Source organism: Microcoleus sp. S1D4, from assembly GCF_036700765.1.
Taxonomy (GTDB): Bacteria; Cyanobacteriota; Cyanobacteriia; order Cyanobacteriales; family Microcoleaceae; genus Microcoleus.
This window is the reverse complement of record NZ_JAUBPP010000045.1, coordinates 1-21,335: the sequence shown is the minus strand read 5'-3', so window position 1 is coordinate 21,335 and position 21,335 is coordinate 1. Positions and strand designations below refer to the sequence as shown.

Here is a 21,335-nt window from a genome sequence, read left to right as displayed (position 1 = left end):
GTTCTGTATTCATCTCTCTCTTGTCTTCCTCTGTGTTCTCTGCGCCCTAGCGCCGGTTAAATCACCTGACGATGCTATCGGAAACGATATGAAGCGTAACTATCCTGTAGGAAATCACTCGCAATGCAAAATCCTGGAGCTTTGGTGACTGTGAAACGAGCCATCAAACCCCCAGGATTTAAATTTTTCCTCTTAAACGAGGTTCAAAATTATCGTCTGCAGACCTTAACTTACTCAGCAGTAGCCAATTCGGTATTGCCGCCGCCACGCTTCCGCGTTAGGGTATTGAACAGCATCTGACCGACTGCTTTAATCAAATTGCCTTCTAATTCCATAAACATTTTCATGTTCATGCCAAAAGCTGCATTAGCTTCATCAACAATTCGCTCTGCTGTAGCTTCGTCAATAGGCAGTTCATTCATTGCCTGACGGTAGTTATTCTTAAACTCTTTTTCATCAGGAATATCCTGGAATTCATAAAAAGCAGTGCCTTCTCCCTCAGTAAGATTCATCCCGCGCTGGGCAATTCCCTTGAGGATTTGTCCGCCGGACAAGTCGCCGAGGTAGCGAGTGTAAGAATGAGCTACTAACAGTTCTGGTGCGGTAGCCGAAATCTCCTGAATCCGCTTCACATAAGCTTTCGCTGCGGCTGACGGAGCTACTTGTTCGCGCCAATTGGCACCGTAGTAGTAAAACAAATCTTGCTCTAAGCTTTGTTTGCGATTCAACTCAGAAAAGTAAATTTTTGAAATAACCGGATGGTTCTTTTGGCGTTCCATTTCCTCTTCGATTGCCGAGTAGACAAAGTAGAGGTTTCCTACTAACTTCCGGTAAGAAGTTTTTTCTACAACGCCTTTTAAAAAACACTTGACAAAACCAACGTTTTCTGCCATAGTGTGGGACTTTTTGGTTCCCTCACGCAATTTGGTCGCTAAATTGATGCTCATGCTATATTGTCCAACCTTCTATTTTTGTGGTAGCTGATGGATGGGTCAAAAATCTAAAAATTACCTAAGTATTTACCTTATATCGATTTGATGAGAGCTTGTATTAATTTTTATAACAAAAGTTGCAGTAGTCAGTTGGCAGTTGGCGGTAGTCACTTGGCGGTAGTCATCAGTCATCAGCCAGTAACTAATGACTAATGACTCATCTTGGCCAGCAAACAAATGTCAAATGTCAACCGCCAACTGCCAACTGTCAACTGCCAACTATCAACTGCCAGCAAACAAATGCCAACTGCCAACTGCCAGCAAACAAATGCCAAATGCCAACTGCCAACTGTCAACTAATTTAAATGTCCAAGTCGAGCATATTGAGTTTGGGGCCGTAGGTTTCGATAAATTCGCGGCGGGGGGCGACTCGATCGCCCATTAAGATGGTAAAGATGCGATCGGCCTCAGCGGCGTCTTCAATCTCCACCCGTTTCAGCGTCCGAGTTTCCGGGTTCATCGTGGTATCCCACAACTGTGTCGGCATCATTTCGCCCAAACCTTTGAACCGCTGGACAGTGTAGTTAGCATTCGCCGGAAATTCATTGCGGATAAGACTGTTCCTTTCGCGTTCGCTGTAACAGTAATAATGATTCCGGCCGCGTTCTACTTTGTAGAGAGGAGGACAAGCAATATAGATGTAACCTTGTTCTACAAGTGCGCGCTGGTAGCGGTAGAAGAAAGTCAACAACAGCGTGCGGATGTGAGCACCATCTACGTCAGCGTCAGTCATAATTACGATGTGGTGATACCGCAATTGACCGGGATCGAATTCTTCGCCTTTGATGCCCAAACCCAGGGCGGTAATTAACGATTGAATTTCGTTATTTTTGTAGATTTTGGCATCGTCTGTTTTCTCAATGTTGAGAATTTTACCGCGCAAAGGCAGGATTGCTTGGAATTGGCGATCGCGCCCTTGTTTGGCACTGTTATGGACAAAAATTCCCGCAGCTAATGCAAAGTTGTGACTGTTAGGCACTTCGATGTCGTAAACATCGTACCGTTCCTCCAAATGTTCGATCGACACAACGCGGTGGTTGTAATTGCGAACAGCTTGGCGAGCCAGCAATTGATCTCCGCCAAAGTAGCGATCGCAAAAAGTTTGGTACTTCAACAAACACTTATCCTTTTTCGTCCGGCGGCAAGCATCGTAATAATCTACATTAATACAGCCTTTTTGCAACTCCACATACTTCAACATTTCCAGAGTTTTCCGGTAGTAAGTTTCGTTCAAAGCTGCTTTGCGTTGGCGGCGAAACTCCGGCGTCCACTGTTGCTTAGTTTTTTCACGACGCCAGTCCAACAATTCCCGATCTTTCCACTGCTCCTTGGCAAATTGCGAATTAGCCTCCCGCGCTTCAGGATTGTTAGCAAAATGATTGCGAACCCGTTCCGACTGAGCCAAACGGTTTTCTTCGGAGCTCCAATACTCTTGCTGCGCTTGGTTGAGCAGTTCATTATTTTGCTCGCGATAAGCTTCATTAGTATCGTAAAACTCACGCCACTTGCTCGTCATGTAAGCTTTATACTCTTCATCTTCCCACTGAGCTTTTGCCTGTTCAGACAGAATTTGTCTGGTTTCAGGATGCTGCATCCGCTCTTTCATCATCGCCCGAAATTCATCAGTCATGTGAGCTTGACGGCTCTTTTCAATGACATCTGGCCTGTGCAATGTTTTCTCAAGATTGGCGCGGTGTAAAGCCAAGTGAGCCTGAGCGGGCATCCGATGAATATTGGTCGGATTGTTGTTGAGCTTGTTGAAATCAACATGGTGGCGGTGATTACCGTCAGATGCTTGATAAACCTCATGTTTCAGGTTGTAGAAATCCGATAGCAGATGACTGTAAATCCACTTGTCACTGTTGGGATTCCAAACCATTTCGTAACCGTTAAGTCCCTGCCCGTTTTGGTTCTTTTTAGACAACTGGCGGTTGAGGGGCATTAAGGAATCGTCCGGTGTCAGCATGGCTGCTGCTCTGTAGGTACCATCCCGCAACATGAACGGATGATCGGGAGTACAAGTGATTGTCTCGCCATTGTCTAATGTCAGTTTGACAACTTCAGCATTTGCTTTAGTCATGCGAGCGTTAGTTATCCGCTCAAACCCTATGTTTCCACTTTCGCGAATGGTGTAGCAAAAGTGTTCTTTACCTTCTGCTTGTTCGTCAACTATCTCTTTGATAGTTTTTGTAGTGCCGTCAGCTAATATTATTTGCTGAGATGAAAAAAAACAGCCCCCTGCAGAATCGCCTTCAACTAGGTATATCTCAGACAGGGCGGGGTCTCTGGAGCTACAGTCCGCTAATTTTCCGGGCAAAGGAGACGATTCTAAGACGGATTTGCGGCGGACTAAATCGCGGGCGCGGCGGGCTGCTTCTGCGGCCTTAAATGCCTGAATTGCTTTTTCCAAAATAGCGTCGGCTACTTGGGGGCGAAATTCTAAATATTCGGTCAATACTTCGCCTACTAAGGAATCAACTATTCCCCGAACTTCGGTATTTCCCAGCTTAGTTTTTGTTTGGCCTTCAAATTCGGGATCTGGAACTTTGACGGAAATTACTGCTGTCAAACCTTCGCGGACGTTTTCGCCGGCGAGGTTGGGTTCGTTTTCTTTGATTTTGTTGCGCTTGCGGGCGATCGAATTCATCGTCCGCGTCAAAACAGCCTTCAAACCTTCTAAGTGCGTGCCACCGTCGATCGTCCGAATGTTGTTAGCAAAACCGAGAACATTGTCGCTAAAAGCATCAACGCACCACTGCAAAGCCACTTCTATCTGCACGTTGTTGCGTTCGCCTTGCACGTAAATCACTTCTTCGTGCAGAGGCTGCTTTTCGCGGTTCATGTAGGCGATATATTCCTTGATTCCGCCCTCATAACAGTATGTTTCGACCCGAGGTTCGCTACTTTTTAGCAGTTCCAAACGGTGGTCGCTAAACGTAATTCTCACTCCCGCATTCAAGTAACCCAATTCTCGCAAGCGCCCGGCGAGTGTAGTGTAATCAAATTCAATGCCAGTGCTAAATATTTGAGTATCTGGCAAGAAAGAAACTGAAGTGCCGGTGCGAGTGCCTTTGTTGGGCTTGGCATTAAGTTCAGTAACTGGATTGCCTCTTTCGTAGCGCTGTAAATGTTCTTTTTGGTCGCGCCAAACTGTCACTTCTACCCACTCGGACAGCGCGTTAACAACAGAAATACCTACACCGTGCAATCCTCCAGAAACCTTGTAGCCACCACCGCCAAATTTACCGCCGGCGTGAAGAACAGTCATTACTGTTTCTATTCCCGATTTGCCAGTCTTGGCAACTATGCCGGTCGGAATGCCCCGTCCGTCGTCTGTCACGGTAACGGAACCGTCGGCGTTGAGGTCAATCTCGATGTGAGTGCAGTGGCCAGCCAGCGCCTCATCAATGGAATTGTCCACAACCTCGTAAACTAGATGGTGGAGTCCTCGCGGGCCGGTGGTACCGATGTACATCCCCGGCCGTTTACGGACTGCTTCGAGACCTTCGAGAACTTGAATCTGGTCGGCGCTGTAGCTGCTGGTCATACAAAATAGCTCCAATAATGAGGTCTAAAGCCCCAAAAGCTTCTAAAATGGAAAAACTCCTAAAATTATAGCACAAAACGGTTAATGGCGATGCTAGGGCATTCTGAAGGGAAATTTATTAGAGTGAGGGAGGCGAATAGTAGTTTTACTTGGGGAGCTATTAACATTTGGTGGCGGGGCTGTTAACGGGAAGGTTGAGAAGTGCGATCGCCCGGTTGAAGGCTGCTGTGAATTACTGTCTTATCGCAATTCTGCCGTCGCAGGGATGCCCGCGCTTGGCGTGCGGCCACAAGGCCACAACTGCGTCGCGAGTCTCGATCGCCTGTCGGACGATCGCCCCTGCAACTTCCGGGCGGGCTGTCAAATATTCCATCAACTCGTTTTCCACCAAAGATTTAACGATTTCTCCTACCTCCGGGTTGGCTAACCGAGTTCTCGTCGGGCCTTCAAACTCTGGATTCGGTACTTTCAGGGCAATGATACCAGTGAAACCACATTCTAAAACCTTATTCCAGCTTAAAATTGGGTCTGTGTCTTTTAGTTTGCCCAACTCGCGGGCAATATTATTTATCGTGCGCGTCACCGCGAATTGGAATCTGTAAAAGTAAGGACTATAAAAGTAAGGACTATCGTAAATATTCCAAACGCAGTTAGTATAACCAAACAGTCGGCCATAGGTCTGATGTTCCTTTGGAACGTGCCATTGAACAGCTATTTCTACTTGTACCCCGTCTCGATCGCCCTGAATGTAAATAATATCTTCGTGCAGCGGTTCCACATTGGAGTTTAGGTAAGCGACATATTCCCGGATGCCGTCGGGAAAACAATAAGTTTCAATTGAGGGAGAACTGCTGCCTAGCATTTCCAAGCGGTTGTCAGTCAAAATAATTTTCAAACCGGGATTGAGATAAGCAAGCTGCCGCAGGTGAAGGGCGAGAGTCGGGCGATCGAACTGAGTGCCACTCTTGAAAATCTCCGCATCTGGCTTGAAACAAATCGACGTACCCGTGCGGTTTTCAGGGCTGGGTTTAGCTGTTAGTTGCGTAACAGCGATGCCTTTCTCAAAACGCTGGCTGTAAATTTGCTCCTCGCGCCAAACAGTTACCTGCAACCATTGAGACAAAGCATTTACAACTGCTATCCCAAATCCGTGGATACCTCCAGAAACCTTGTAGCCGTCGCTACTCCTGCCGGCAAAGCAGAGAACCGTCAAAACTGCTTCCAAAAATGATTTGCCAGTTTTGGAATGAATCTCGGTTGGAATTCCCCGGCCGTTATCTGTCACGGTAACGGAATTGTCAGCGTTGAGGTCAACTTCGATGCGAGTGCAGTAACCGGCCAGCGCTTCATTAATCGAATTGTCAACAACCTCGTAAACTAGATGGTGCAGTCCTCGCGAGCCGGTGGTACCTATGTACATCCTCGGTCGTTTGCGGACTGCTTCGTGAACTTCGAGAACTTGAATTTGGTCGGCGCTGTAGCTCCCAGTCATACAACAATAGCTCCAATAATGAGGCCTAAAGCCCCAAAAGCTTCTAAAATGGGAAAACTTCTAAAATTATAGCACAAAACGGTTAATGGCGATGCTAGGGCATTCTAAATGGAAATTTATTAGGGGGACGGAGGCGAATAGTTGTGAGATTGCTTCGCGACTTTCCTGGTGCAGCGCGGTAAATGAGTGGATGGAGAGAGGGGAAAGTGGAGAGGATGAGAGTCTGGGAGAGGATTTGACGGTTTTTATAGCGAAATGAAATATGCTTTTGAAATCTGCGACGGCTTATGTTTAGATTAATTACGATTTGTGGGGCGACGGCGACGGGGAAGTCGGGAGTGGCTTTGGCTGTGGCTTCACGACTGCGATCGGCAATTTTGAGTGCGGACTCCCGTCAAGTGTACCGCAAATTTGACATCGGGACTGCAAAACCTACAAAAACCGATCGCGCTTTGGTACCGCATCACTTAATTGATATCTGCGATCCGACAGAAACTTTAACACTGGCGGAGTACCAGCAGCAAGCTCAAAAAATAATTGCTGATATCGATTTTCCGGTTTCTCCCCCCCTGTTGTTGGTGGGAGGGACTGGTTTGTATATTAAATCGATTGTCAGGGGTTTGAAAATTCCGAGGGTTGCACCGATGCCCCAATTGCGATCGCAACTTGCGGAACTAGGACAATCTCAATGTTACGCGATCTTGCAGCAGGTCGATCGCTCTGCAGCGGAGAAAATTCACCTAAATGATTCCTTCAGAACCTTAAGGGCGCTGGAAGTATTTTATGTCACTGGGCGCTCGATTTCGGAACAGCAGGGCGAAATTCCTCCGAATTATCCTATTTTACAAATAGGGTTGGATTGTGATATTGATGTTTTGGGCGATCGCATCAAACAGCGCACCGAACAAATGTTAGAACGCGGTTGGGTGAGTGAAGTAGAATTTTTGTCTAAAAAATACGGCTGCGACTTGCCTTTATTGAACACGCTGGGCTATCAGGAAATCAAACAATATTTGGCTGGCGAGATTACTCTGAATCAAGCTAAGGAATTAACAATTTTGCACACGAGGCAATTTGCTAAGAGACAGCGAACTTGGTTTCGAGCTTATCCTGAAATTGAATGGTTTGATGTTAGCGCGCCAGATTTGTTGGAGCGAGTTTGGCAGAGAATGCAGGAGTTTGTTAATCAAGATTTCGGCGATTGGCAATAATCCGAATCTGTTCGGAAAAACTTTTTGTCACCCTCAATAGTCGAGGATGTTTTTTGGGCTGATATCGTTTCCGGTTGCATAGGAATTATTTAACCACAGAGGGCGCAGAGAACACAGAGGAAGAGAAGAGAGAGATGAAACATCCACTTGTTGAGGCACTGTCTGCTATTTTTCGCTGACATACAGCGTATTCCGGGTTGGTGAAATATGCACTCCTAATCTGGTTTCTTTACAGTTAGATAAGCTGTCAACTGATGGTTGTTCGAGAAACCCGGTTTCTGGGGTAGTGCATCTCAATGGAATATGCTGCAAATCAATTGATATATAGCGGTTCTCAAGCTTGGTGAGGTATGCCCGATGCCCGATGCCCTATGCCCTATGCCCTATGCCCTATGCCCACTCCTAGCACCTCATCTTTCTAAGAAAAGATACAACTTCGTCTTTCCCATCCTGACATCTTGAGGAATGTCGAATTTTTTAACCGAACTTGGTATGATTATTTTACGGCAATTTGTTGGAGACTTCTGCCAGTTTAGTCACCATTTGGGATACGGCTTTATCAACTGCCGCGCTCAAAAGTCTGTCTTCATTGCTACTGCCGGAATTACCGCCAATACCTCGGACAGAAAAATTGGAATCGCTTTGATCCACTTCTCCTACTAATTTAGCTGTAGCAAGAATGTCCCCGGAAGCTGTACCGATTAATCGCACATCTATTTGATAGGGCATAGGGCATCTTGCCCGCTCGCGAAATCGAAGGGTGAGCATAGGGCATACCTCACTTTTTTGATAACCGCTATATGTCTTTATAAAAAATTAGGAGCTGTAAAAAGATAAGTAGAAGTGAAGTCAAAAAAAAAGGGGGAAGCTAACAATTCAATGTGATGAAATGTGGTGATTTGTAGGTAATAAGGATAAGAAGCAGTGGATTTAGCTGGCAATTGATGTATCTACCAAAGAAATTGTAGGAGTATATATTGGCAAAAGAGATCAAGCTGGCGCTCAAGAATTATGGGATTATTTGCCACGAGTTTATAGTCAATGTGCCGTAAGTTATACAGACTTTTGGAGTACCTATAGAACAGTTCTTCCTCAAAAAAGATACAAGACAGTAGGAAAGGAGACTAATCTGACAAACTATGTAGAAATATTTAATAATACGCCGAGACAAAAAATATCTCAATTGGTGAGAAAAACTCTTTTATTCTCTAAAAAACTCTCCATCATATTGGCAGCTATTTGGTATTTTATTCATGAGTATAACGCCAGTTTATGTATCAATTAAAATTCTTAACTTTCCTTACTATGCAGGACTACCATTTCTAGGTCTGACATGACACTTTCCTTTGTAAAACAACAATCCCGAACTCAAACACACTCATTAAGTTGTTTCATATCCTCTGGCGGCTGGACTTGCTTTTGCAAACTAATTTTGTCGCCCACTTCATAGCCAGAATTAAAGCCAGCCTCACTGCTGACTTGAGAATCTGTTCTCGTTTTAACTTTAACACCTCGGCCTTTTAAATAATCAGCGATCGCCTGTTGATTCTTCTCAAACATCGATCGCACTACAATCGCAGGAGTCGCCGCCGTATCAGCCGTACCGGGAATCCCAGACTCCTCCATCTCCCGCTTTTGTTCCAGCAATCGCTGTCTCAGCCTTGTGGCGCATCCCACCCGAAAAGCATTCAAATACGCCAATCCCCGGCCACTTCCCTTGCGGTATTTCGCCCGTTTCTCGATCGCAGAACTCAAATACTCGTAAAGGTGCTTGCAAACAATCAGATTTGTAGAGCTTCCCACCAAAAACATATTACCAGTATAAGTGTTCCGCATACCAGTACAACCGTTAGCTTCAGCAATTCCCGACAGCAGCATCATTTTCCAAGTCACAAATTTCGAGGTGGTTTCAACTCCGCTTTCGCCCATTTCTTCTTGGTGATTCGGGCCTAAATCAGCGAGGCTGAGATTGTACTGCGCCAGTAAAACCGAAGCTTTTTCGGCCGCCGCCGTCGATTCATTTTCATTGGATGAGGTAGCGAGGGCTAACAGCTTTTTGATTTTTTCAACAATACTTGTATCTGCCATTGTTCGATCGGTTTTGGGGTGAAAGTACGCCGTGGTAGCGATTTGGGGATAGTTATATTTTACTATAGCGTGGAATGTGCGATATTTTTCAACCGTCTTAGCGTGCAGTCAAAAACCGAATTTTTTAACAAAAAGATGCGTCTTCACGCAAAATTCGCTGAAAAAGTCAGTTTCTTTGGTAACAGTGCGATGTTTTTTCAAGATAATTTGATTCATCTAAATTGTCTGTACCAAAAAGCTGCATTTTTGCCTAAGACGGTTTACTTAAAACTTGTTATAGTTGGAGATTTTTTCCCATACCTCCTAGTCTCCAAGCCATCGAGATAGTAGGGCGTAGCCGAGGAATCTTTGGAAGGTATCAGCAGTTTCAACCCAAGCGTATTAAAATAGAAAATGAGTCGATCGATACTTGACAAATAGCAGGCTAGATGAAAAAATGAATGAGAGTTTGCCGCCGATTTATTTTTATATTCCTAAAAGCCAGTGGCCTGTAGGAAAAATGCCAAAAATTCCTCAAGAATACTGGAAGTGGATGAGTTCTTGGGGTAGCAGGTACGGCCGGGGAAAGTATGATTGGACTCTGCAAACTTATCTTTATTTGAAAGCGGACGGGTTGCCATGTCAATTAATAGATTTTATGCCGGATGAAGGCATCGTGCTGTCCCATCGAGATTTTTTATCCGATAATTTACAACCGCTGCCAAAGTTGCTGGTTGTTTGTATTAAAGTGGATAGAGAACCTCACCCTTACGCTCAGTTGCAAGTAGTGCAGAACGATCGCGATCCGCTATTTAGTCGATCGCCCTTTTTATGGCAGTGTCATCCGCTCAAATTTTGGCTGCAACCAGGGTTAATTCCCCGCGATGCGGGCCGGGGCGAAATCTTTGAAAATGCAGCCTTCTTCGGCGTTTTAGACAGTCTAGCACCGGAATTGCAAGCACCGTCCTGGGGCGAAAAACTCGGCGTTTTAGGTTTGGATTGGCAAGTGGTGGGGTGCGATCGCTGGCACGATTACAGTAAAGTTGATGTGATTGTGGCTGTTCGCAGTTTTGAGGGCGAACTCACTTTTGACTCGAAACCTCCCTCGAAATTGATTAACGCTTGGCACGCGGGCATTCCAGCGGTTCTCGGCCGCGAATCTGCATACCGCAGGGAACGCAAAAGCCAACTCGATTACATAGAAGTAGCTTCGCCGGAGGAAGCGATTGCTGCTGTTGAGATGCTGCGGGGCGATCGTAATTTGCGCGCGGCAATGATCGAAAATGGTAGAATTAGAGCGCAGGAAACGGCAAATGCCCTGATTATTTCGCAGTGGCGCAATTTTTTGACAAACGTAGCCGTTCCTGCATATTATCGTTGGTGTACCGCATCTATTTGGCAGCAGCAAATATTTTTAGCCCGCCGCCATCTAATTATGAAAGCAAACCGCCTCCAAAGCCGCCTCAATCAATTTATCTCTAAGAAATAGCCGTGAAAATTTGCTATTTTATCCAAACTCATCAAAATCCCCAACAAATTTATCGCCTGGTTCGCACTATAAAAAAATCTAGTCCTAATTCTCAAATCCTCATCAATCACAACTTTAATAGATGCGATTTAGACTTGACTCCCCTGCAAGAATTGTCAAACATTCATTTGTTGACGAATCAAGAATATTTAATCCGCGCTGATTTTTCTTGTCAAGTTCAACCGTATTTAAATGCAATTGATTGGTTGTTTGCCAATAATTCTAATTTTGACTGGCTGATTAATTTAACCGGCCAAGATTATCCCACTCAACCTCTGTCAAAAACTGAAGATTTTCTCTCAAAAACTAACTCGGATGGTTTTATTCGGTATTGGGATGTTTTGGCTGAGGGAATACCTTGGGACAAACAGAAAGGATTCAAGCGGTATTATTGTCGTTACTGGCGAATTCCCGGCCGCTGGAGTTACAATTTTTTGAAAGAATTTCAGCAGTTGTCGGCGGTGCAAAAATTGACTCCGCTGCAATTTTACCTGAGTTACGGCCCGCTGGTGGGGATACCGCGCCGATCGACCTTATTTAGCGATCGGTTTATCTGCTACGGCGGCTGGGCGTGGTATACTCTTTCCAGAAAGTGCGTTGAATACATCAAAGATTTTGTTAATACTCGCCCGGATTTTGTGGATTATTATCAAAAAACAGTAGTCCCAGAAGAGTCTTTCGTGCAGACTATCTTGGTCAACAATAAAAACTTAAATCTCGTGAATGACGACAAACGCTATATTGATTATACCAACGCGGTCGCAGGTTCACCAAGAACGCTGACAGTGCAAGATTATGCGACAATTACTAACGGCAACTTTCACTTTGCGCGCAAATTCGATATCAAACAAGATGCGGAAATTCTTGACAAATTAGATTCCTTAATTTTCACTTAAAAAACCAGGTTCGTAGTCAGGACTTCAGTCCGCACATTCCCTAAAAAAAACCAGGTTCGTAGTGAGGAATTCAGTCCGCAAATTCCCCTAAAAAAAACCAGGTTCGCAGTGAGGAATTCAGTCCGCAAATTCCCCTAAAAAAAACCAGGTTCGCAGTGAGAAATTCAGTCCGCCTCAAAACCTGAACGCCAAAGTCCACAAAACGAACAGCAAAACTAAAGTAGTTAATTTTTTAATGAAAGTAGAAAGCAAGGGATTTATCACTATTTTAACAGGTCTTTACTCATTCCAAGATTGCATTCATTTTTTGGTTTCAGTCAGGAAATTTCACCAGGAACCAATTATCATTTTAATAGATAGAGTGCCTCAATTTTTATATCCTTTACTTCAGATATTTGGAAAAGTCATATTGAAACCTGCACCATCTCACGAAAATCCTGTTTTAGCCTCGCGCCAAGCTAAACTGGCTTTGTACCGAGAATCTTCGTTTGACAAAACTATTTATATGGACTGCGATATTTGTTTGTTGTCGCCAATAGATGAAGTTTTCGACTATCTTGACGAAGTGGATTTGTTGGTGACAGAAGATGTGCAGCCAGCAATTGCTAAAGCTGCAAATTTATTAAGAGTTAAGCAAGATATTCTGTCAACTTTGCAGTCTGTTGGATTGCCGCTAAATCAAAATAGCATTCAATACAACGGCGGATTTATCGCTTTTACGAAAAGCAGTAAAAATTGCGAATTCTTCCAAAATTTTAAGAAATATTTCGAGATAGTAGTGGCTAGCCAAAATGTGCTATCATTGAAAGATCAAGGTGCTTTTGCGGCGGCTGTGGAATTTGTCCAACCGAAAATGAAAACATTGTCGCCTGTTTACAACTACTTGGATAAGTGGAAAGATGCTTATGCTATGGACAAACCGATTAAAGTCATGCACTGCACCTATCCCTACCGCCCTCAGTACGCAAAGAACGTGACGCGATCGCTCTTGACTCGAATAGTCGATCGCACTGCTAAAATATTTTTACCAAATCAACTCAACAATCCCTGGCGTTTAAAATAAACTTTCTCTCACTCCGCGCCCTCTGCGCCCTCTGCGGTTCATTAAAAAAAAATATCATTCACAACAAAAGAAATAGGATAGCTCTAGCTGCCGTGCAACATTATACTGAAGAACTCTATCAATACTTGCAAAAAACATCCCAACAATCAGCAAAAGAAATTATTCCTATTCTTTGGGAATTCCTGCAGCCAAAGCGAGTGATTGATGTGGGTTGCGGCACGGGAAATTGGCTGTCAGCATTCAAAGAATTCGGCGTTGAAGATATTTTGGGAATAGACGGTGATTGGGTAGAACCACAAATGCTAGAAATTCCCAAAACCAACTTTTTAGCATTAGATTTAACCGAGCCTTTGCCGATTGAAAAACAATTTGATTTAGTCGTTTCCTTAGAAGTAGCAGAACACTTGCCCTCCGACTGCGCCCGGGTATTTGTAGAGTCTTTAGTGAAACTGGGCCCCGTTATTTTATTTTCCGCCGCAGTACCATTTCAAGGAGGAACAAATCACGTTAACGAACAGTGGCCAGACTATTGGGCAAAACTCTTTCAAGAGCAAGGATATGTGGCGATTGACTGCGTGAGAAATAAAATATGGCAAAACGATCGAGTTAAATGGTACTACGCCCAGAATATACTTATATTTGCTAAGGGGGAATATTTAACAACAAATCCAGTTTTACAAGAAGAGGCAGATCGAACTAACATTTTTCAGCTTTCCTTAATTCATCCAGAGCTTTATTTGCGAACTGCATCAGCAGCCACCAAATTAAGACAAGAAATCAAAGATGCTTTAGCCTTAAAAGATCCGAGGGTTTCCCTAAAAAGAGTATTTTTTGCTTTGCTACCATTGACAAAAGCTTGGTTAAGCAGGAAAATAAAGCAACTTTTTTCAAATAAAATTACCAAGTGAAAGTTTCATTAGTGGTGAGCGATTTATCCGGGGGAGGTGCAATTCGTGCTTTTCTCCTAGCTCAAGTCCTGATCGAGCTTAACTGCGAGGTAGAAGTCGTCGGATTTAAGTTTGGCAAGGAATTGTATGCTATTCCTCCGAGAGACATCCCGGTATGTGCGATCCCAGGAAAAAACTATCCGGGATTTTTCCTGGATTCTCAAAAAGTTTTGAAAAAAATAAATGGGGATATTATTTATGCGGTGAAACCTAAACCTACAAGTTTTGGTTTATCGCTGCTAAAAAAACTGGAGACTCGACGCCCTGTTATTTTAGATATTGATGACTGGGAACTGAGCTGGCTCGGCCAAGATGAATGGAAATATCGTCCTTCTTTTAAACAACTTTATCGAGACATTTTCAAACAAAACGGTCAATTGAGAGAACCGGATCACCCGTTGTATGTCAAGTGGATGGAAAGTTTAATCCACCGTGCTAATGCAGTCACCGTTGATACTAAATTTTTACAACAGCGTTTTGGTGGTGTATATTTGCCGAACGGTAAGGATACTAAAATGTTCGATCCTGCTAAATACAATCCTGAATTGAGCAGAGAGCGTTATGGCTTGTCTGGGTATAGAATATTAATGTTTCCGGGTGCGCCTCGACCTCACAAAGGTGTTGAGGATGTTTTGATGGCCCTCGAACAGTTAAACGAGCCGGATTTAAAACTAGCGATCGTCGGCGGAAGCCCTTATGACGATTATGATGATAGACTTATGCAACAATGGGGGCGTTGGATTGTTAAGCTGCCAAGGTTTCCAGTCGAGACAATGCCTGAAGTTGTGGCGGCGGCTCACGTTGTCGTTGTTCCTCAGCGAGAAACTCTGACAGCGGTGGCTCAGTTTCCGCTCAAGCTGACAGATGGGATGGCGATGGCTAAGCCTGTTTTATCAACTCGAGTGGGGGATATTCCAGCAATTTTAGGGGGAACCGGTTATTTAGTCGAGCCGAGTTCTCCCGCTCAAATTTCCCAAAAAATTCAATGGATATTTCAAAATTTGACAGCCGCGAATTTGCAAGGAATGAAAGCTCGGGAAAGATGCGTGAAAAAATATAGCATTCAAGCAATGGCACCGATACTTTCAGATATAATTTCAAGTAGATTGAGGTGACATTTAAGCGGCTGAATGGAGAAAGAAAAACTGGGTATAATTGAAAAAAATTTTGAGATGCCATACTGTTTAGCTGGGAATGCTTCATGTCTGCCAATAAGCTACTCCTAAAATTTGCCAGACGATATCCCGGCAGGATTTTATTAACTGTGATGCTGGGCTTTTCTGGGGCTTTATTCAGCGGTATCAGCACTACTCTGATTGTACCAGTGCTTTTAAATTTTTTGGATGAAGCGATCGAGCTGCGCGGCGCTCCACCTCTCATTAAAAATTTGATGTATCCCTTTGAAGGAATGCCCGAAAATCAGCGTTTAATGTTGATGACAGCGGCGATTTTTCTCGCAATCTTTTTAAAAAATATTGCGAGTTATATCAATACTTTAGTGGCTACTTCTCTGACGCGCTCTCTGACTTTTGATTTGCGAGAAGCAGGTTTGCGGTTGTTGTTAGAAGTAGATTTAGATTTTTACTCTAAAACTAAAGTCGGGGATTTAATTAATAGATTGGGCGGAGAAATTGGCCGGACGGCTAGTGCAGTTGGCACGGCGATCGGAATGTTTACTACTTCAATTACTGTTTTGGTGTTTGTGGGTTTGCTGCTTTCTATCTCGTGGAAACTGACGGTGACAGCTACAGTGTTGCTGGCGTTAGTTGCTTGGACAAATCAATATATTATTAACCGTTCCAAGTATTTTGGCCACCTGCTTTCTGAAATGTCGAAAGATTATTCGGTTAGGGTGCTGGAAACGATTACTGGGATTCGGTTGGTCAAGTCAACGGGGAACGAGGAAAGGGAGTATCAGCGGATCAAGCATTTAATTCAAAGGCGAGAACAAGCAGATTTTATGGCTCAGGTAAATTATGCGGCGATCGCCCCAATTAACGAAGTTGTTAATTTGATAGTTATAATTTTGATTGTATTTATTGGTCGCACAATATTTACAAATGAAATAGAGTCTATTTCAACAGTTTTATTGACCTATTTGTTGGTACTTTTTCGGTTAATTCCTTTGATTTCTCAGTTGAATAGCGGGCGCAGTCAATTTGCGAATACGTCGGCTAGTGTAGAGGTAGTGAATGATTTTTTGAGCTGCGACGACAAACCGTTTATGCTGAACGGTTCTGTGCCGTACACTCATTTGCGCTCGGGAATTAATTTTAATAAAGTATCTTTTAGTTATCCGAATCACAAGAGTTTAGTTCTTCAAAAAATTGATTTATTTCTTCCTCACGGTACTACTTTGGCTTTGGTAGGAACTTCGGGTTCTGGTAAGTCAACTTTGGCAGATTTACTGCCGAGATTTTACGATCCTACTGAAGGTAATATCTCGATAGATGGCACGGATTTGCGCGAATTTGAGCTAAAAGGTCTCAGAAAAGCGATGGGTATTGTTAGCCAAGATACGTTTTTGTTTAATGCTTCAGTGCGCGAAAACATTGCTTACGCTAGGCCCCAAGCGACTGAGGCAGAAATTGTGGAAGCGGCGCGGGGAGCGAATGCTTATGAGTTTATCGAACTGTTGCCGGAGGGGTTGGATACTCAAATTGGCGATCGGGGTGTAATATTATCGGGAGGGCAGCGTCAGAGAATTTCCATTGCTAGAGCTTTGCTGCAAAACCCAGAAATCTTAATTTTAGATGAGGCTACGAGTTCCCTAGATACGGTTTCCGAAAGATACGTGCAATCGGCGATCGAGAAATTGAGTTGCGATCGCACAACCTTAGTAATCGCCCACCGCCTCTCCACAGTCCAAAAAGCCCACAAAATCGCCGTAATCGATCGCGGACAAGTAGTAGAAATAGGTTCCCACGAAGAATTGCTAGCAAAAGGAGGTTACTACACTCGCTTGTATTCAGTGCAATTTGCCGAAGAAACCGCTCGTGACGAAGCATTAATCAGAGGTTCTTACGAAATTCGCACTCGCCTGACTCCTATGATAGCTTACCTAAAATTGCTAGTAGATGAAATGGTAGACTCTCCCGAAGAAAAAGACGAGTTAATTAGAGAATCATTTCATTCCGCTGCTAATATTTTTAAAACCTTAGAATTTATAGAAAATACTATTAAGCGTCAGACAATTAAAAAGTAGGAAGTTGTTATTGGTTATTGGTTATTGGTTGTTGGTTATTGGTTATTGGTTATTGGTTATTGGTTATTGGTTATTGGTTATTGGGTTCTTCTGGGTTTGAGGGGATTAATGTATAATGAGATACAATGAATACGTGGTGATAGGCATGGACTTGCATCTTGATAGGTTGCTAAATTTACCAAATACAACCATCGAAAGTTTTACGGAAGAAGAAAATAAAATTATTCTCAAGCTGAGATTCTTACATGATGAAGCTCCTTGCCCCCATTGTAATACGCAGAGTAGAAAATTAAAACAAAATCGACCGATACTGATTCGAGATTTATCAGTATTTGGCAAAGTAATTTATTTAAATACGCCACGCCGCCAATTTTATTGTCATCAGTGTCAAAAACATTTTACGGGAGAATTACCCTTTGTAGATTGGGAAAGACGATACACACAAAGATATGAAGAGTATGTTTATCAACGAGTGCAAAGTGCGAGTGTAGAGCAGGTAAGTCGAGATGAATTTTTGAGTTGGGAGCAAGTACAGGGAATATTTAACCACCAATTTTCTCTAAAAAAAAAGGAGAATTGGGAAGAAGTAAAACGGGTGAGTATTGATGAAGTGAGTAAACGCAAAGGATATCAAAATTTTGTCACGGTCGTATCAAATATTGACTTAGGAGAATTGCTAGAAGTGATTGATAGTCATAAACAAGATGACATCATTGAAATCCTTAAGCAGCAACCAATTGAGATAAGAGAGAAAGTTGAGGAAGTCAGCGTTGATATGTGGGGAGGATTTCCAAAAGTTGTAAAAGAGGTATTCCCAAATGCAAAAATTGTCATCGACAGATTTCATGTCATGCAGCCAGTGATCAAAGAGTTAAATCAATTGCGTAAACAAACTGGAGTTAAGATTAAAGGCAGTCGCTTTATGCTGCTAAGAAATAATATTGATTTAACAGAAGAAGAAAAAGTGAAATTGGAAACTGTCTTGAAGTATTCTAAGCGTTGGCGATTAGCTTATACTCTAAAAGAAGATTTTAGGAGTATTTTTGAAACTTGTAAAACCCCTGAAGATGGTCAGGAACAATTGAAAGAATGGCTTCAAAAAGCTAAAGTTGTCTACGGAGCAGTTTTGGAAACACTTCACAACCATCTAGACAATATTTGTAATTACTTTTTCAACCGTACATCTAGTGGTGTGATGGAGGGACTTAATAACCGAATCAAATTAATTAAACGACAAGCCTATGGCTTTTTGAATTTTGTAAACTTTCGTTCTAGATTATTAGCCTGTCTTTCTCATTAGCTTTACTTATCCCCATAAACCCAGAAGAGCCGGTTATTGGTTATTGGTTATTGGTTATTGGTTATTGGTTATTAAGTTGTCGCGCATTTAAATTATATTTTTTCCGGAAAAATATGTTATAATTAAAGGCTTTGAGTTTTAGATCCCAGAGCTAACTCATAATTGTAAAGTGCTGATATAACCCCACATTCCGCAGATATTTAGACAAATTTAATAGTTTTAAATTTGTCGGCATAAAGCCATGAAATCAACATATAGCAACGGTATCAAGTATTTCCAAAAGTATATAATAGAGTCCGGAACACAGGTGTAAAAAATCAGGAATCAGCCCCCAGTCGAAATAAAAGTCCTCAACATAGATCGTTTAGGAATAATAGCCTAAATTATCGATGAAATGGAACTGGTAGAATTAGTGAATAAACAAATCGGTATCAAAGAAAAAGAACTCCTAACTCCCGGACAAGTAATAAAAGCAATGATTTTGAATGGATTAGAATTTTTGAGTGCCCCTTGATACTTATTTGAACAATTTTTTGTCGGCAAAGCAACATCACATCTGATTGGAGAAGGAGTATTACCATCACATTTAAATGATGACCAATTAGCCAGAGCATTAGACAAATATTATGCAGCAGGCACAACACAACTATTTACAACAATCGCTATAAAAGCTGCCGAAAAATTTCAAGTAAAAATGAAGAGCATTCATTTGGATGGAACTTCAATGTATGTACATGGGGAGTACGCAAAGCCGTCAGAAAAAGGAGTCAATTCAGTTAAGATTGAGTCAGAAGTGAAAATTCAAGAATCATCGCATGAATCAGAGATGAAAACCATCGAACTCAAACATGGATATTCGAGGGAGCATCGACCAGACCTCAAGCAATTTATTGTTGATATGATTTATACAGGAGACGGAGATGTACCATTATATTTAAAAATAGACTCAGGAAATATCGATGACAAAAGTGTATTTGTAGAGCGATTAAAAGAATTCAAAAACTCCTAGAATTTTGAAGGAGTAAATGTAGCAGATAGTGCCTTATATACCAAAGATAATATCATCGCTCTGAGAGAAATGAACTGGACAACTAGAGTTCCTTTAACTATAAAAATGGCTCAGGCAATATTAAATATCGAAGGTCACCAATGGACAGAGAGTGAACAGGATATAAAATGGTCGAAAAAGAAAGTGATTATGGAGAAGTCAAGCAAAGATGGTTAATCGTAGAAAGTGAAGCGAGAAAAAACTTAAGTATTGAACAAATAAATAAGCAAGTAGAAAAACAAAAAGAAAAAGCATCAACCTCTATACGCAAGCTATCCCAGCCAAATTTTGCTTGTGAACCCGATGCTAAAATGGCTCTCGAAAAATTATCAAATTCATTCAAATATCATACAATAAACCATATTCAATATCAAAAAAACGCCGAATATGGGCAATCAGTTAGACCCAGTAAATTGGCAATACCCACTCAAATTACTTATCGAGTAACAGGTGAATTAGAGACTAAATTAGAAGTAATTGAAGCTGAAAAAACTGGGGCAGGCAGATTTATTTTAGCAACAAATTTTATCGACAAGAATGAATTGAGTAATGAGAGCGTACTCAAAGAATACAAAGCCCAACAATCGACAGAAAGAGGATTTAGATTCCTGAAAGACCCGTTGTTTTTTACTTCAAGTGTCTTCGTAAAAAATCCTCAGAGAGTAGAAGCAATTGCCATGATAATGGGACTGTGTTTGTTAGTCTATACCCTAACACAAAGAAAGCTAAGAAAAGAATTAGAATTTTCAGGAAATTCGGTCAATAATCAGGTGAAAAAATCAACAAATAAACCGACTATGCGCTGGATATTTCAGGTATTTCAGGCAGTACATTTGATAACGGTAAATGGACACAAGCAAGTGAGCAATTTAACGGTAGAACATCGAAAAATTCTCTCTTGTTTAGGGACAGTCTGTCGTCAATATTATCTGATTATTTAATCAGAGAGATTTGCCGTCAAATTGAGATACTTGTCGAGCCAATAAATTTCGACCCAGACAATAATGTTCTAGGTCAAAAAAACTGTGGATTTATTGGAGTATATTGCCTAATAAATTGAGCAAGTTATTGTCACCGAAAAAAACCGGGATTCAACTTGAGAGTATCCGCTCAATAAATAGGGGTAACAGCAAAAAAAAAGGTTCACAATCTAGGCACAGCATGGTAGAATATGATTCATGACGCAAGAATCATCTCCTCAAAAATTAGTAGAAACCTTACTGCAAAGCATTGAGCCATCTGCCATTGCAGACGAATCATTGCGTCGTACTGTGTCCATATTGCTGAACCTCATAGAACAATTACAAGCAGAAACCAAAGAATTACGGTCAGAAAATCAAAGATTAAAATCCGAAAATAATCGTCTGAAAGGAGAAGAGGGCAAACCAGAGGTTAAAGCTAATGGGCCGAAAAAGTCAAAAGAAAACTACTTATCCGAGAAAGAGCGAAAAAAACCAAAAAAACATATTAAAAGTAGTAAAAATACTCTTGTCAAAGTTGACAGAGAAAAAATCCTCGAGTATCCCCAGGCCGAACTACCATTCGATTCAGAATTCAAGGGTTATGAAGAGGTAATAGTTCAAGACATTTTAATGAAAACAGATAACGTGTTATTCCGGAAACAGAAGTATTACTCACCTTCAGAAAAGAAAACATACATTTCACCGTTACCATCCGGCTATGATGGGGAGTTGGGTCCCGGAGTAAAAGCCTTAGTTATGAGCCTGTACTATGGAGGTAACATGACTCAAGGAAAGCTGTTAGATTTTTTAAGCAATATTGTGATTTCCATGTCAGCCGGTTATTTATCAAATCTACTGTTGAAAAAATCAGCAAATTTTGAATCAGAATTTAACGAAGTGTATGTATCCCGATTAGCAAGTAGCCCCTCTGGCAACACTTAGACCAAACAAGTGCGCGTGTTAAAGGAGTAAATCACACTACAAATATAATTTGCAACCAATTATATACAGTTTATTCTACAACCTTAAGAAAAGACCGATTAAGCGTACTTGGAGTATTTACAGAACAACCGAGAA

The 21,335-nt window shown here is 42.1% G+C and carries 14 protein-coding genes and 2 pseudogenes; 11 read left to right on the top strand and 5 right to left on the bottom strand.

Annotated features, from left to right (window positions below; translation table 11 throughout):
- Nucleotides 1–230 precede the first annotated feature (230 nt).
- The 3 genes from QT998_RS26715 to QT998_RS26705 all read right to left on the bottom strand — a co-directional run bounded on the left by QT998_RS26715 (nucleotide 231) and on the right by QT998_RS26705 (nucleotide 6,031).
- Complete coding sequence (locus tag QT998_RS26715) at nucleotides 231–947, bottom strand: biliverdin-producing heme oxygenase (protein ID WP_333089800.1); 717 nt, start codon at nucleotides 945–947, stop codon at nucleotides 231–233.
- A 346-nt stretch (nucleotides 948–1,293) separates the two neighbouring features.
- A complete protein-coding gene (gyrB, locus tag QT998_RS26710) occupies nucleotides 1,294–4,539 on the bottom strand; it encodes a DNA topoisomerase (ATP-hydrolyzing) subunit B (protein ID WP_333118819.1) in 3,246 nt (1,081 codons plus the stop codon).
- 232 nt (nucleotides 4,540–4,771) lie between these two features.
- Nucleotides 4,772–6,031, bottom strand: a complete 1,260-nt coding sequence (locus tag QT998_RS26705) for an ATP-binding protein (protein ID WP_333118821.1) — start codon at nucleotides 6,029–6,031, stop codon at nucleotides 4,772–4,774.
- A 287-nt stretch (nucleotides 6,032–6,318) separates the two neighbouring features.
- Between QT998_RS26705 and miaA the strand changes: the two genes are divergently transcribed.
- Complete coding sequence (miaA, locus tag QT998_RS26700; protein WP_333089804.1) at nucleotides 6,319–7,242, top strand: tRNA (adenosine(37)-N6)-dimethylallyltransferase MiaA; 924 nt, start codon at nucleotides 6,319–6,321, stop codon at nucleotides 7,240–7,242.
- Nucleotides 7,243–7,743: 501 nt separating this feature from the next.
- On the opposite strand, the gene QT998_RS26695 is transcribed toward miaA, so the two are convergent.
- Entirely contained in the window at nucleotides 7,744–7,971 is a 228-nt protein-coding gene (locus QT998_RS26695) for a CsgG/HfaB family protein (RefSeq protein ID WP_333089805.1), read from the bottom strand.
- A 118-nt stretch (nucleotides 7,972–8,089) separates the two neighbouring features.
- Between QT998_RS26695 and QT998_RS26690 the strand changes: the two are divergent.
- Nucleotides 8,090–8,527: pseudogene (locus tag QT998_RS26690) on the top strand (IS1 family transposase); the annotation flags it as partial.
- An 83-nt stretch (nucleotides 8,528–8,610) separates the two neighbouring features.
- On the opposite strand, the gene QT998_RS26685 reads toward QT998_RS26690, so the two are convergent.
- Nucleotides 8,611–9,330, bottom strand: coding sequence for a DUF2786 domain-containing protein (locus tag QT998_RS26685; protein ID WP_333089806.1), 720 nt, complete (start codon nucleotides 9,328–9,330; stop codon nucleotides 8,611–8,613).
- A gap of 436 nt (nucleotides 9,331–9,766) precedes the next feature.
- Here QT998_RS26685 and QT998_RS26680 point away from each other — a divergent pair, with 436 nt between their 5' ends.
- The 9 genes and pseudogenes from QT998_RS26680 (at nucleotide 9,767) to QT998_RS26640 (ending at nucleotide 21,200) form a co-directional block, all read left to right on the top strand.
- Nucleotides 9,767–10,798, top strand: a complete 1,032-nt coding sequence (locus QT998_RS26680) for a glycosyltransferase (protein ID WP_333118823.1) — start codon at nucleotides 9,767–9,769, stop codon at nucleotides 10,796–10,798.
- 2 nt (nucleotides 10,799–10,800) lie between these two features.
- Nucleotides 10,801–11,733, top strand: coding sequence for a beta-1,6-N-acetylglucosaminyltransferase (locus QT998_RS26675; RefSeq protein WP_333089808.1), 933 nt, complete (start codon nucleotides 10,801–10,803; stop codon nucleotides 11,731–11,733).
- A gap of 409 nt (nucleotides 11,734–12,142) precedes the next feature.
- Nucleotides 12,143–12,796 carry a hypothetical protein gene (locus QT998_RS26670; RefSeq protein WP_333089809.1) on the top strand — a complete coding sequence of 218 codons (654 nt, stop codon included), beginning with the start codon at nucleotides 12,143–12,145 and terminating at the stop codon, nucleotides 12,794–12,796.
- Nucleotides 12,797–12,888: 92 nt separating this feature from the next.
- Nucleotides 12,889–13,704 carry a class I SAM-dependent methyltransferase gene (locus tag QT998_RS26665; protein ID WP_333089810.1) on the top strand — a complete coding sequence of 272 codons (816 nt, stop codon included), beginning with the start codon at nucleotides 12,889–12,891 and terminating at the stop codon, nucleotides 13,702–13,704.
- Nucleotides 13,701–14,858, top strand: coding sequence for a glycosyltransferase family 4 protein (locus tag QT998_RS26660; RefSeq protein ID WP_333089812.1), 1,158 nt, complete (start codon nucleotides 13,701–13,703; stop codon nucleotides 14,856–14,858). The genes QT998_RS26665 and QT998_RS26660 overlap by 4 nt, the downstream gene beginning before the upstream one ends.
- A gap of 86 nt (nucleotides 14,859–14,944) precedes the next feature.
- Nucleotides 14,945–16,948 (top strand): ABC transporter ATP-binding protein, encoded by a 2,004-nt coding sequence (locus tag QT998_RS26655; RefSeq protein ID WP_333089813.1) that lies wholly within the window; start codon nucleotides 14,945–14,947, stop codon nucleotides 16,946–16,948.
- A gap of 115 nt (nucleotides 16,949–17,063) precedes the next feature.
- Nucleotides 17,064–18,248 (top strand): ISL3 family transposase, encoded by a 1,185-nt coding sequence (locus QT998_RS26650; RefSeq protein ID WP_333089814.1) that lies wholly within the window; start codon nucleotides 17,064–17,066, stop codon nucleotides 18,246–18,248.
- Between the two features lie 382 nt (nucleotides 18,249–18,630).
- Nucleotides 18,631–20,237 (top strand): annotated as a pseudogene (locus QT998_RS26645) (IS1634 family transposase).
- A 237-nt stretch (nucleotides 20,238–20,474) separates the two neighbouring features.
- Nucleotides 20,475–21,200 carry a hypothetical protein gene (locus tag QT998_RS26640; RefSeq protein ID WP_333218201.1) on the top strand — a complete coding sequence of 242 codons (726 nt, stop codon included), beginning with the start codon at nucleotides 20,475–20,477 and terminating at the stop codon, nucleotides 21,198–21,200.
- Nucleotides 21,201–21,335: the final 135 nt, after the last annotated feature.